Annotated in this window: 10 protein-coding genes; 2 read left to right on the top strand and 8 right to left on the bottom strand. The window is 64.4% G+C overall.

The window, feature by feature from the left end; genetic code table 11:
- Positions 1-10: 10 nt before the first annotated feature.
- The 5 genes from ON00_RS03880 to ON00_RS03900 all read right to left on the bottom strand — a co-directional run bounded on the left by ON00_RS03880 (position 11) and on the right by ON00_RS03900 (position 6,146).
- Positions 11-607, bottom strand: a complete 597-nt coding sequence (locus ON00_RS03880) for a GNAT family N-acetyltransferase (protein WP_010403304.1) — start codon at positions 605-607, stop codon at positions 11-13.
- Positions 604-1,281 carry a signal peptidase I gene (gene lepB / locus ON00_RS03885; RefSeq protein ID WP_010403305.1) on the bottom strand — a complete coding sequence of 226 codons (678 nt, stop codon included), beginning with the start codon at positions 1,279-1,281 and terminating at the stop codon, positions 604-606. The genes ON00_RS03880 and lepB overlap by 4 nt, the downstream gene beginning before the upstream one ends.
- The gene (locus ON00_RS03890; protein ID WP_010403307.1) at positions 1,278-1,952 is read right to left on the bottom strand and encodes an ABC transporter ATP-binding protein; all 675 of its coding nucleotides are present in this window, start codon (positions 1,950-1,952) and stop codon (positions 1,278-1,280) included. Before ON00_RS03890 ends, lepB begins: the two co-directional genes overlap by 4 nt.
- On the bottom strand, positions 1,945-3,195 hold the full coding sequence (locus ON00_RS03895) for a lipoprotein-releasing ABC transporter permease subunit (protein WP_010403309.1): 1,251 nt from the start codon (positions 3,193-3,195) through the stop codon (positions 1,945-1,947). The genes ON00_RS03890 and ON00_RS03895 overlap by 8 nt, the downstream gene beginning before the upstream one ends.
- Before the next feature lie 524 nt (positions 3,196-3,719).
- Positions 3,720-6,146, bottom strand: a complete 2,427-nt coding sequence (locus ON00_RS03900) for a TonB-dependent receptor (RefSeq protein WP_010403313.1) — start codon at positions 6,144-6,146, stop codon at positions 3,720-3,722.
- 259 nt (positions 6,147-6,405) lie between these two features.
- On the opposite strand from ON00_RS03900, the gene ON00_RS03905 reads away from it, so the two are divergent.
- Positions 6,406-6,876, top strand: coding sequence for an Hsp20 family protein (locus tag ON00_RS03905; RefSeq protein WP_010403315.1), 471 nt, complete (start codon positions 6,406-6,408; stop codon positions 6,874-6,876).
- Between the two features lie 53 nt (positions 6,877-6,929).
- Here the strand turns inward: ON00_RS03905 and ON00_RS03910 are convergent, their stop codons facing one another.
- The 3 genes from ON00_RS03910 to secG all read right to left on the bottom strand — a co-directional run bounded on the left by ON00_RS03910 (position 6,930) and on the right by secG (position 12,046).
- Positions 6,930-9,743, bottom strand: a complete 2,814-nt coding sequence (locus ON00_RS03910; RefSeq protein ID WP_245535530.1) for a DUF3857 domain-containing protein — start codon at positions 9,741-9,743, stop codon at positions 6,930-6,932.
- Between the two features lie 162 nt (positions 9,744-9,905).
- Positions 9,906-11,540: a CTP synthase gene (locus ON00_RS03915; protein WP_010403321.1), complete on the bottom strand. Its 1,635-nt coding sequence runs from the start codon at positions 11,538-11,540 to the stop codon at positions 9,906-9,908.
- Between the two features lie 98 nt (positions 11,541-11,638).
- A complete protein-coding gene (gene secG / locus ON00_RS03920; protein ID WP_029622418.1) occupies positions 11,639-12,046 on the bottom strand; it encodes a preprotein translocase subunit SecG in 408 nt (135 codons plus the stop codon).
- Between the two features lie 235 nt (positions 12,047-12,281).
- On the opposite strand from secG, the gene ON00_RS03925 reads away from it, so the two are divergent.
- Positions 12,282-12,617 (top strand): MarR family transcriptional regulator, encoded by a 336-nt coding sequence (locus ON00_RS03925; RefSeq protein WP_029622419.1) that lies wholly within the window; start codon positions 12,282-12,284, stop codon positions 12,615-12,617.
- Positions 12,618-12,660 lie beyond the last annotated feature (43 nt).

The following is a 12,660-nucleotide window of genomic DNA, read 5'->3' on the forward strand; positions in this document are numbered from 1 at the left end:
AGCGAACTCCTCAGGCGTGGCGCGCGAGCAGGAAGCGCAGATTCTGCCGCACCCCGGCCCATTCGGTGGCGATGATCGAATAGACCACAAGATCACGCACGCGGCCATCCATCACTTGATGGTTGCGCAGCACGCCATCGCGCTTGGCCCCCAGCCGCTCGATCGCCGCCTGCGAGCGTTTGTTGAACCAGTCGGTGCGGATCTGCACCGCGTTGCAGCCCATCACCTCAAAGGCGTGGGTGAGCAGCAGCAACTTGGCCTCGGTGTTGACGCCGGTACGCTGCACCGACTTGGCGTAGAAGGTGCCGCCAATCTCCAGCCGCTTATGGCCTGCGTTCATCCGCATATAGCGCGTGAGGCCGACCACGCGGCCGTCGGGGGTGCAGACGGTAAACGGCATCGCCCGCCCGAAATCGCGCTCCTTGAACAGCGCCGCCATGAAGGCGTCCGGGTCGGTCAGCGTCGAGGCGTTGGTGAAGAACAATTCGCTGATCTTCCCATCCGCCCCCGCCGCGACAATGCCGTCGCGATCGTCGAGCACGGTCGGGCGCAGCGTGACGTGCTGGCCGGTGAGCGTGGGGGATATGGTCCAGGCGTCAGCGATCATCGCACATTCCCTATTGTGTCGATCGGACGGCCAATGCGAGCGCGGTCCTTTGCCCAATACACCGCATCGACCAGCCCGATCACAGCCGAACGATCGACTTGGCCGACGCCTTCTTCCGCCAATGGGATGCGGCTATCAGCAGCGCGGTCGCGATTGTCGCCGAGGACGAACAGCTTGCCCGGTGCCACGCGCAGCGGCGCGGTGTCGTCTTGCGGGGACGCGCCTAGGTCGAGGATGCGATGCGTCCTTGCATCGCCCGGAAAGCGTTCCGCCAGCAGGCGTGTGGGCATACCATCCAGCGCTGGGCCCGCCCCAATCCCTGTCTGCGGCACGGCCACACCGTTCAACACCACCACCCCGCCCCGCATCTGGATCGTATCCCCACCGATCGCCGCCACGCGCGCGACGCGCACGCTGGTGGGCGCTCGGAAAACGATGACATCGCCGCGCTGTGGCCCCGCAGCGCCAATCTGCAGGGGCGCGACCCGATCGTTAAGCTGCAAGGTCGGCAGCATGCTTTCCGACGGTACGTAAAAGGCTCGACCGATCCGATCGCCACGCACCAGCATCACGGCGCTTGGCCCAAGCAGCCAGAACAACCACGCCGCCACTGCCATGCCGGCGGCGCAAATCGCGATGGTCAGCCAGGGCAGGCGACCACCGGATGCGCTCACGCCAGCCGCCCCTCGTGCAGGCGCACCACGCGGTCCATCTTCAGCGCCATCCGCTCATTATGCGTCGCGACCAGCGCCGCCGAGCCTTCGCCGCGCACCAGCCGCAGGAATTCGGCCAGCACCACGTCCGCGGTAGCCTCGTCGAGATTGCCGGTCGGTTCGTCCGCCAGCACCAAAGCGGGCTGATTGGCGAGCGCGCGGGCGACCGCGACGCGCTGCTGCTCGCCGCCCGACAATTGGCTGGGGCGGTGCGTCAGGCGGTGGCCGAGGCCGAGCGCGCTGAGCAAGGCGGTCGCGCGCGCATTGGCCTCGGCATGGGTGCGATCGCGGATCAACTGCGGCAGCACGACATTCTCGGTCGCGTTGAAATCGGGCAGCAAGTGATGGAATTGATAGACGAAACCCAGCGAATCGCGGCGCACGCGGGTGCGCCCGTCCGAATCGAGTTTGGCGACTTGCTCGCCCGCGATGCGGATCGATCCGCCGAAACCGCCTTCGAGCAGCCCGACCGCCTGCAACAGCGTGGATTTGCCCGAGCCCGATGGCCCCAGCAGCGCGACGATCTCGCCCGCGCCGACATGCAAATCGACCCCGCGCAGCACTTCGATCGTTTCGCCACCCTGGCTGAACGCGCGCGTCAGGCCGGCAACGCTGAGGACCGGTTCACTCATAGCGCAACACCTGCACGGGATCGGTGCTCGCCGCCTTCAGCGCGGGGTAGAGCGTGGCGAGGAAGCTGAACAGCAGCGCCATCAGCGAAATGACGGTCACTTCGACCGGATCGGTCTTGGAGGGCAATGTCGTAAGGAAACGGATCGACGGATCCCACAGGTTTTGACCCGTCACCAATTGCACGAAATCGACGATATTTTGCCGGAAATGCAGGAAGATGAAGCCAAGGATCAGCCCCGCGACCACGCCCAGCGCGCCAATCGTGGTGCCAACCGTCATGAAGATACGGATCATCGCCCCCCGGCTCGCCCCCATCGTCCGCAGGATCGCGATGTCGCGCGTCTTGGCGCGCACCAGCATAATCAGCGAGGACAGGATATTGAACACCGCGACCAGAATGATGATCGACAGCACGGTAAACATCGCCACGCGCTCGACCGAGAGTGCCTCGAACAATTGCGCGTTCATCTGCCGCCAATCCTGAATCACCGCGCGCTGCCCGACTTGCCGGGCGAGCGGGGCGAGGATCGTGCCGACGCGGTCGGCATCGTTGGTCTGCAGCTCGATCATGCCGACCGAATCGCCCATCATCAGCAGCGTCTGCGCGTCCTCCATCGGCATGATGACATACGCCTTGTCATAATCGTACACGCCGATCGTGAAGATCGCGCCGACGGTATAGCTTACCGCGCGCATCATCGTGCCAAATGGTGTTGATGGTCCTTGGGGACTGATAATCGTTATCTGGCTGCCGACGACCGCGCCCAATTGGTCGGCCAGGCCCGATCCGATCGCGATCACGCCGCTGCCCGGCTTCAGCGAGGCGAGCGAGCCCATCACCACCTTGTTGCCAATCGTCCTGTTGCTGCGAATGTCGGACACCTGCATCCCGCGCAGCAAGATACCTTCGACGCGACCGTTATAGGTGGTCATCAGCGGCTGTTCGATCATCGGCGTGGCGCTGGTCACGCCCGGCGTCTTGTCGGCCTGCGCGACGATGTCGCGCCAGTCGCGCAATTGCCCGGCATAGCCCTGCACCACGGCATGGCCGTTGAGCCCGACGATCTTGTCGAACAGTTCGGCGCGGAAGCCGTTCATCACGCTCATCACGATGACGAGCGCGGCGACGCCGAGCATCACCGCGACCAGACTGATGCCAGCGACGAGGAAGATGAACCCCTCGCCCTTGCCGGGCAGCAGATACCGCCGGGCGATCATGCGTTCATAGCGGGAAAGGATCATGGAGCCCGCTCTACGGCGCACATGCAGCGCTGGCAACTGTTGCCCCCTGTTGCGCAAGCGCCACAGCAGCGCCGCAATCGCTACGGATCGGCCATATTCCCCATGACAAGCCGCTCACTCACACTTAACGCTTCTGTCACTGACACACAGGCAACGGCCGTGGTTCGGGGAATGCTTTCAGCGCCGCCGCAAGGCGTGCAGCGAGAGCGAGATGGGGGCTGACGAGCGATCGTCACGCAGGCGTCCGGGTCGGAAACGGCCCGGACGTTTGCGTTTGGGCGAAGGTGGCCATGCGGGCCACCGGTCCGCGCAGCGGATCGCCCAAATCGGACGGCGGGTCGCCCCTGTGGCGAGCCCGACCGACGGCGGCTTTGCCGTCGGCGCTCCTCCCGCGTCACACCTCCCGCCCCCGTCACCCCGGCCCTGTGCCGGGGTCCACCGTGCAGCACCCGCGTCGCTCGACTTCGCACGTTCTCCAAGCGGCGGAGTGGACCCCGGCACAAGGCCGGGGTGACGGCTACGCCTCAAAACGATGCCGAAATCGTCGCGCCAAAGGTCCGCGGGTCGCCCGGCTGCCCAACGATCAGCGCGGTGCTGCCCGATTGCGTCGACAACAATTCGAAATAATCCTGGTCGAACGCATTATGCACCCAGGCAAAGACGTTGAAGTCCTTCTTGCGATAGCCAAGCCGGAAGTTGGACAGCGAATACCCCTCGATCCAGGTGTAAGCCGAAGGTGACGGATTGGACGAAAAGCGCGAGCGCGCGCTGCCGTCATACCCCAGATACACTTGCCCGTCCCCGCCGCCGACCGGCACATTATATTCGCCACCGTAGGAGAAGGACCATTTCGAGATGCCGGGCAGACGCTGCCCGGAAATATCGCACACCACCGGGCTCAATGATCCCGGCACCCCTGCCGGACCAGGCGTGCCCGTCGTCACCGTGCCGCCGGAGAGCTCGGGCGGGCACGGCGCGTTGGTGAATTTCTTGTAGATCGCGTCAGTATAGGCACCATTGAGATACAGGTTGAAGCGCTTGCTCGGGCGGAAGCTCGCGTCGAACTCCACGCCGCGCGAGCGCACCTTGCCGGCATTGGCGAGATAGCCACGGATCACGGTCAACTGGCCGTTATTCACCGTCGCCTGATAATCGCCGATTTCGGTCCAGAACCCGGCGACGTTCAGTGTCACGCGGCGATCGAAAAATTGCGTCTTCAGGCCCAGCTCGAACGCATCGACCTTTTCGGGCTTCACCGTCTGCGTGGTCAGATCGACCGCCGTCCCCGCCGCGTTGAGCGGCAAGCCCGACAAATTGATGCCGCCCGATTTGAAGCTCTTCGCATAGGTCGCATAGCCATGCACATCCGCCGCAAAATCATAGGACAGCGTGACATCTCCCGACACGTTCCACGCGCTGAAGCGCGGCGCATAGCTTTGCGGGGCGAGCGTGGCGGACTGGTCAGCGTTCAGCGTGGTGCTGCCGCTGCCAGTGGTGACGACCGAGACATAGGAGCCGCTCTTCTTGTCATAATTGACGCGGATGCCCGGCTGGACGTGGAAATGGCTGAACGCTTCCCAGTTCAGCTTGCCGAACACGGCGAAGCTGGTGTTCTTGAAATTGATCGTATTGGTCGAGGTCAGCCCGTTCAGCACCGCCGGGTTGCAGGCATTGGCGGTCGGGGACGCGCACCCGCGTGATCCCACCGGCACGTTGCCGGGGTTGAGCAAATACCGGCTCGCTGCCGATCCCTGCACCTGCGACCCTTGGGTGTTGATCGTCTGGTGGAACAGGAACGCGCCAACCGTGTAATCGAGCTTGTGGGTTCCGTTCGACGCGAGCCGGATTTCCTGTGACACCTGTTCCTGCTGCGACGGGTTCTGCGACACGGTGGTGATCGGCAGGCCGATGAAATCGCGGTCATTGGCCGGCTTCCAGTCCCAATAGCGCCATGCCGACACCGAGGTCAGCGTGGCCGCCCCCAAATCCCAATTGGTGACAAGCGACGCCCCGCCCACTTCCTGCCGTGAATTGATCGTGGCATCGAGATCGGTGACGCGATCGAACGGGTTGGTGCTGGGCGGCGCATAGCCGAACGCCGCCGCCAGCGCCGCATATTGCCGGTTCGCCGCGCGCTGCGTGGTGCCGACGCGCGCATAATATTGCGCGCAGCACAACGGGTTCTGCACGTTGAGATCGCCCGCCAGCGTCAGGCTGAGCGTGTCGCTCGGCTTGTACAGCACTTGCCCGCGAAACCCGATATTGCGCTGGCGGTGGAGATCGGTGTTGCTGGCCACATCGTAAATCGTGCCGTGCCGCGTCGTCGCCGAGGTCGACAGGCGGATCGCCAGCGTGTCGGTGATCGGCCCCGAAATCGAAGTCTTGCCCTGTACGAAATCATAATTGCCGACGCTGAGTTCGGCGCGCGCCTCGGGCGTGAAGCTCGGCGCACGGGTGGTGATGTTGAGGGCGCCCGCGGTCGTATTCTTGCCGTAGAGAGTCCCCTGCGGCCCGCGCAGCACCTCGACCCGGTCGACATCGACGAAATCGAAGGTCGCGGCCCCGACGCGCCCGATATACACGCCATCGATATAGAAACCGACGCCCTGCTCGATCCCGTCATTCGTCAGGCCGAACGGCGCGCCCAGCCCGCGAATGTTGATCGCCGAATTGCGCGGGTTGCTCGAATAGAATTGCAGCGAGGGAACTTGCTGCTGCAGCCGGTTGACGTTGAACGCGCCACTGTCGGCCAGCGTGCGCCCGCTCAGCACCGACAGCGCGATCGGCACGGTCTGTTCGGTTTCTGCGCGGCGGCGTGCGGTGACCACGATATCGCCCGTATTTGCCTGTGCATCGCCATCGGTCACCTCCGGCGCAGCGGGCTCCGGCAGCGTCGAGGGTGGCGCGAGCGTCGCATGGGCAAGCAGAATAAGCGGCAAGTGCGCGAGCATGAACGTCCCCTTGTTCCGGAGCTTTGCCCCGAGTCGGCACATAATGCCCATCGTTTGAGGGGATATTCACGCCCTCTCCTTCTTTGCGCCACCAAAGCTGGTCTTTACCGCCGCGAAATTCTGTACCGGCAGGTCTTGAACTGACGCCGAAGCGAACCAGATTCTGCGCGTGCGGTGCCCGTGGGGCCGCACCGGGCGGGGTCGCGCAGGTGGCGGGCCCGGCTCGACGTACCGACACTCGCTTGTAAAGGAGTTCACCATGCGTCAGTTCGATTTGACCCCCTATCGCCGCTCGACCGTCGGATTCGACCGGCTGTTCGACATGCTCGAAGCCAATGCCCGGCAGCAGAGCGCCGACAATTATCCGCCCTTCAACCTCGAACGCCTCGACGGCGACCGCTACCGCATCACGCTGGCCGTGGCGGGCTTTGGCCGCGACGAGATCGAGATCACCGCGCAGCAGAACCTGTTGCAGGTGAAGGGCCGCAAGGACGAGAAAGAGGCCGCATCCTCCTCGTTCCTTCACATCGGCATCGCCAATCGCAGCTTTGAGCGTCGCTTCGAACTCGCCGATTTCGTGCGGGTCGAGGATGCCCGGCTGAACGATGGCCTGCTCACCATCGACCTGGTCCGCGAAGTGCCCGAGGCGATGAAGCCCAAGACGATCGCGATCAAGACCGGCACCCCGCTGGTCGCGGTCGAGGATGCCAGCACCGTCCAGGCGGCGTAACGCCAAGCGGGAGATGGCCGCGCTTCGGCACGGCCATCTCCCCTTCTTGTTATTTACCGCGCCTTGATTCCATAGCGCGCATAATGCCGGTCGACGCTCGGGGTGATCCGCCGGGCGATCTTCAACTCGCTTGCCGCCTCGGCATCGCGGTGGAGCTGTTGCAGCACGATCGCCCGCAGGAAGCGGCTGCTGGCCTGTCCCGGCTCGGCGGCGAGAACCGCATCGAGATCGGCCAGCGCGTCGTCAAACCGGCCGAGCCGGAACCACACCATAGCCCGGCTATCCAGCGCGGCAGTGCTGTCCTCGCTCAATTCGATGGCCCTGGTGCAGTCCTTTACCGCGGTATCGAGCATTACGCTGCGCGTGCCCTTGGCCCAGCATCGCGCATTCATCAGGCTGGGAGAGCCGGGCTTGTCAGCAATCAAGGCGTCGAACTGCGCGATGGCCTCCGTCGGATCGCCATATTCCCCGATCAGGCTGGCCTTGACGGTGCGGAATGTCCTTCGCATCTCCCCGCCCAGCGCGATCCGCTGATCGAGCAGCGCGAGCGCGCCCGCCAGATCGCCGTTTTCCGCCTTCAGCATCGTCACACGGCCGATCGCAGCTTCCGATGACGGATCGAGCGCCCGCGCCGCCTCGGCATCCGCCAGCGCGGCTTTGACATCGCCCATTTCGTAGCGCGACGCTGCGCGCTTCAAATACAGGTCGATCGACGGTTCAATCGCGATCGCCTTCGTCCAATCGGCAACCGCCCCCACGCGATCCCCCGTATTCGCCCGGAAGGAACCGCGCGTGGCATAGGCGCTGCTGTCGTCGGCGGTGGTGGCAACGATCGCCTTGGCCAGAACCGCGTTGATCGCGGTGATCTGCGACGCGCCAGCGGGATCGCTTGCGCCAATGTCCCATTTGCGCGCCGTCGCCACCGGGGCGACCAGACGCGGTGCTCGCGCCTTTGCCGTCGCCACGGCATCGCGCTCGATCGGGATGCGCGCGACCGGCACTTCGCGGCCGACGGTGTCGATCCGCTCGTCAACCGTAACGACCCCGCCGTCGAGCTTGGTCGTGCGTGAAATTTCGTAACCCGCGACGCGTTCTTTCATGTCGGGTTCGCCCTCGATCGCGAAGCCGCGCCCCCGGTCGGGCAGACGCAGCCGCAACCGATACCGCATCCCGAACGGATCGCCCGTCGCCACCGGAATCGTCGTCCACGCCACCTTGCTGCGGTCCGGCGCGAAAGTGACGTTGTCGAGCGCCCGCGCCAGCGCGCGCTTGCGCCGACGATCGTCGGTCGTCCAGGCCGAATTGACGATGCCATGCGCCTTCAGCGTGACGTCGCCCGTCGCGGGATCGGGGACCATCGCAGTATCGGAAAACTGCCCTTCGCCAAGGTAAGTGGTGAAAAACCCGCTGACCGAGTCGCGTTCTTCTTTCTCCCCCATCTGCGTCTTGGCCAAGGTCAAGGCCGCCGCATAACCGCCATGGACCACCGCCACCGCATCCACGGCACTCGGCAAATCGACGCTGGCGCTCTCATCGACATCGACCGTCAGATCCACCATCGGCCGGGCGTTGGCGTGGGTCTCGATCTTCAGCAAATCGGCACCCGCCGCGCGCATCGGCAAGACATAACCGAGCGGCGGTGTGTCGTGGATATCGATCAGGCGCGCTCCACTGCCGGTGCCGTCCAGCCACAGCGTTTGTCCATCGATCGTCGCGCGCACCAGCACATGGTTGAACGCCATCGGGCTGGGCAAACGGTCGGGCACGATGTCGCCGAGCCCGATATTGGCGGACACGGGCTCAGCCTCGATCTTCATCGCCCGCAACAAGGTCAGCAACAGCAGCGTCTTGGCCTTGCAGTCGCCATACCGCACCGCCCAGGTCCGCTCCGGCTTTTGCGGGACATAATTGCCGCCGTTCATGCCCACCGCCAGATAGCGGATCTTCTGCTGGACCAGTTCGAGCGCCCGTTCCGCGCGGCCGATCGGCGTCGGGTCGGCCTTCATGATCGCGGCGGCTTCCGCCAGGATCGGGTCATTCGGATTGGTCGATTCGGGCGTCGCGTATAGCGGGGCCATCACGCGCGAGACGTCGGCCCAATCCTTGAACGTCGCCAGTTCGATCAAGGGCGGATGCCGGAAGCGGCCCGGCGCATCCGCGGGCATTTCGGGTTGCTTCGGGGCCGGCAGGGGGATGGTGACTTCGCTATAGGCACCGTTGCGCACCGGGGTGAGCGTAACGCCCTCGGCGAGCAGCTTCCATTTGGGCGGCGTCGCGGTCGGCCAGGAGAAGCGCATTTTGGCATAACCAAGCCGCGTCGGTGCGGCGAACACCGGCATCACGGTCTGCACCCGTCCGGCCAGCGCCGCATCGGTCGTCGTGGTCGACATCCGCAGCCGCAGCACGTCGCCGACCTGCAACCCCTCCACCGCCATCGTCGCGGTCAGGATGCCGGTCAGTTCGCGTTGCTCCAGCGTCTGCTCGCGCCGCAACACCGTGAATTTCTCGCCCTTGGCGAGCAGGTCGATGTGCTCGGCCCCGCGCTGGATGGAGAGTTCGTGGATGATCAGATCGCCCTGGTCGGGCACCCACGGCAAGGCGAGCGACGTTGCCTGCGCCAGCATCTCGGGCGATGCGATCCGCGTTGCGCTATCGACATAGGCCCATAACCGCCCATTCTCGATGCGTTGCTGGACATCGAAAATCAGGTTCGGCGGCGCGCCCGCGTCGAGCTTGGCGAGGTCGGGCATCGGCGCGGTGACGATCCAGCCCGGCGCGGGCTGATAGAGCGGGGTTTCATTTGCGAAAGCGATGGAAGGCAGCCCGGCAGCAATAACCGCCAGGCTCACCGAGTGAATGCGTCGCAAATGATCCCCCTTACGTCTTCAAGTCCGGAGACAAGACTATGGGCGGACGCGGCGCGAAGCCAGTGCGATCTTTAAGGATTTTTGGTGCGGGCCGACGATTTCAGTCGCGCCCGCTCCTTTTTCGGACTGCAGTCGGTCTTCCGCCAGACCGCATAAGCGCGATTAGACCAATCGCGACTGTTTCACCGCTGCGGCGACGAAGCTGGCGAACAAGGGGTGCGGGTCGAACGGCTTGCTCTTCAATTCCGGGTGGAATTGCACGCCGACGAACCACGGATGGTCGGGCCGCTCGACGATTTCGGGCAGCATCCCGTCGGGCGACATGCCGCTGAACACCAGACCGCCCTTTTCGAGCACTTCGCGATAGGCGGTGTTGACCTCATAGCGGTGGCGGTGGCGCTCGGAAATGTCGGTGTCGCCATAGATGGTCGACACCACGCTGTTGCCGTCGAGTTTGGCGGCATAAGCGCCGAGCCGCATCGTGCCGCCCAGATCGCCGCCGGCCTCGCGCTTTTGCACACCCTCGGCCGTCATCCATTCGGTGATCATGCCGACCACCGGCTCGTCGGTCGGGCCGAATTCGGTGGAGCTGGCATCGGCAATACCGGCGAGATCGCGTGCGCCCTCGACGCACGCCATCTGCATGCCGAAGCAAATGCCGAAATAGGGAATTTCGCGTTCGCGCGCGAAGCGCACGCTGGCGATCTTGCCCTCGGCACCGCGCTCGCCAAAGGCACCGGGCACCAGGATCGCGTGCATCGGCTCCAGCCGCGCGGCAATGTCGCTATCGGGCCCTTCGAACAGCTCGGCGTCGATCCATTCGACATTGACCTTCACCTTATTGGCGATGCCACCATGGACCAGCGCTTCGTTGAGCGATTTATACGCATCCTGCAGGCCGACATATTTACCGACCACGCCGATGGTAACTTCGCCCTCGGGGTTGGTCAGCCGGTCCATGATATCGGTCCAGCGTGACAGATCGGGCGCGCTGCCGGGCAGGATGCCGAAAGCGTTGAGCACCGCATCGTCCAGGCCCTCATGGTGATATTGCACCGGCACCGCATAGATGCTCTTCGCATCCAGCGCCGGGATCACCGCAGTCTTGGGCACATTGCAGAACAAAGCAATCTTCGCCCGTTCGCTTTCGGGCAGAGGCTGTTCGCAGCGGCACACCAGCACGTCTGGCTGCACGCCGAGCGCCGCCAGTTCGCGCACCGAATGCTGCGTCGGCTTGGTCTTCAACTCACCCGCCGCCGCGATATACGGCACCAGCGTAACGTGGATGCTGACCGAATTGCCGCGCCCCAGATCGTTGCGCAGCTGGCGGATCGCCTCGATGAACGGCAGCGATTCGATGTCGCCGACCGTCCCGCCGATTTCGCACAGCACGAAATCGAGATCGTCGGTCTCGGCTTGCGCGAATTCCTTGATCGCATCGGTGACGTGCGGGATGACCTGCACCGTGGCGCCCAGATAATCGCCGCGCCGCTCGCGCGTGATGATCTGCTGATAGATTCGGCCCGAGGTGATATTGTCCGACTGGCGCGAAGCGACGCCGGTGAAGCGTTCGTAATGCCCCAGGTCGAGATCGGTCTCGGCCCCGTCATCCGTCACATAGACTTCGCCATGCTGATAGGGCGACATCGTCCCCGGATCGACGTTAAGATACGGATCGAACTTGCGAATCCGGACGCGATAGCCGCGCGCTTGCAAGAGGGCGGCGAGCGATGCCGCCATCAGACCCTTGCCAAGCGAGGAGACCACGCCGCCGGTAATGAAAATGAACCGCGCCATGGGAGAAAAGACCTAGCGTGAAGAGGGGTGGCGCGACAAGCACGCGACTCCGATATTTTTGGAAAAGTGCGCGGACCGGAAGACGGCCCGCGCGCGACTTATTGGGCGAGCGGAACCGTGCCGTTATCGGCCCGCGCGGCGGTGTTGCCGGTCGGCGCGAGCGCGCTGCGCGCACCGCTGGCGAAGGGAACGCTCGGGTCGGTCTGCGCCGGTGCCTGGATCGGCGCGGTGGCGGCAGCGGGCGGCGGCGTGGTCGGAGCCACCACCTTGGCCACGCGCCCTTGCGCTGCGAGCACCGCGAGCAGGATGCTGAGCGCGATGAACAGGCCGCCCAGAATCGACGTGGCCCGCGTCAGGAAATCGGCCGCGCCGCGCGCCGACATCAGGCCGCCCGGGCTGCCGCCCATGCCCAGCCCGCCGCCTTCGGAACGCTGCATCAGGACGACCGTCACCAGCGCCAGCGCAATGACGAAATGGACGACGAGGAGAAACTGGAAGAGCAGCATGAAGCGGGTTGAATCCTTGGGTGCGCCAGTGGCGAAGCCGGGCACATAGGCGAGGTGCGCCACGCGATCAACCGCGTGCCGCATCCAAGGGTTGTAAACATTCCGCAATCGAACTGAAACCTGATGCGGCGCGGCGCGTTAGGTTCTCAGGAATATCCCCAATTGTGGGGCTTTATTGCGTCATTTGCGGACACTTGCCGTGGCTTCACACACCAATCATGCACTCACCGAATGGATGGAGACCCTGATCGATTATGTTCGGTCGGGCGAGCCCGATTTGACCAATCGGCAAATGGCCCTGCTGCTGCTGGTATACCTCCAGCCGGGGCCGCATACCGTGCGCGGACTGGCGACCATGCTCAACGTTTCGAAGCCCGTTATAACGCGCGCCTTGAACAGGCTCGGCACCCTGGGCTATCTGCGCCGTCAACGCGACGATAACGACAAGCGTAATATCTTTGTCGCACGTACCTCCGAGGGGGCAGAGTTTCTTGACGATTTCGGGCAGTTCATCGGCGACAGCACGCCACAACACGCTCCCCAGCGAAGCCTTCGACGCGCCAGCACGTAGGAGCTTTGCGCTCCAGGGCGCATCCGTAACGCTCGATCCGCGG

Source organism: Sphingomonas echinoides ATCC 14820 (genome assembly GCF_000241465.1).
Lineage (GTDB): Bacteria > Pseudomonadota > Alphaproteobacteria > Sphingomonadales > Sphingomonadaceae > Sphingomonas > Sphingomonas echinoides.

What these genes read in the sequence shown, in the direction of transcription:
- ON00_RS03880 (WP_010403304.1), bottom strand. Translation starts at nt 607, where the DNA reads ATGATCGCTGACGCCTGGACCATATCCCCCACGCTCACCGGCCAGCAC.
- ON00_RS03895 (WP_010403309.1), bottom strand. Translation starts at nt 3,195, where the DNA reads ATGATCCTTTCCCGCTATGAACGCATGATCGCCCGGCGGTATCTGCTG.
- ON00_RS03900 (WP_010403313.1), bottom strand. Translation starts at nt 6,146, where the DNA reads ATGCTCGCGCACTTGCCGCTTATTCTGCTTGCCCATGCGACGCTCGCG.
- ON00_RS03890 (WP_010403307.1), bottom strand. Translation starts at nt 1,952, where the DNA reads ATGAGTGAACCGGTCCTCAGCGTTGCCGGCCTGACGCGCGCGTTCAGC.
- ON00_RS03905 (WP_010403315.1), top strand. Translation starts at nt 6,406, where the DNA reads ATGCGTCAGTTCGATTTGACCCCCTATCGCCGCTCGACCGTCGGATTC.
- ON00_RS03915 (WP_010403321.1), bottom strand. Translation starts at nt 11,540, where the DNA reads ATGGCGCGGTTCATTTTCATTACCGGCGGCGTGGTCTCCTCGCTTGGC.
- ON00_RS03925 (WP_029622419.1), top strand. Translation starts at nt 12,282, where the DNA reads ATGGAGACCCTGATCGATTATGTTCGGTCGGGCGAGCCCGATTTGACC.
- secG (WP_029622418.1), bottom strand. Translation starts at nt 12,046, where the DNA reads ATGCTGCTCTTCCAGTTTCTCCTCGTCGTCCATTTCGTCATTGCGCTG.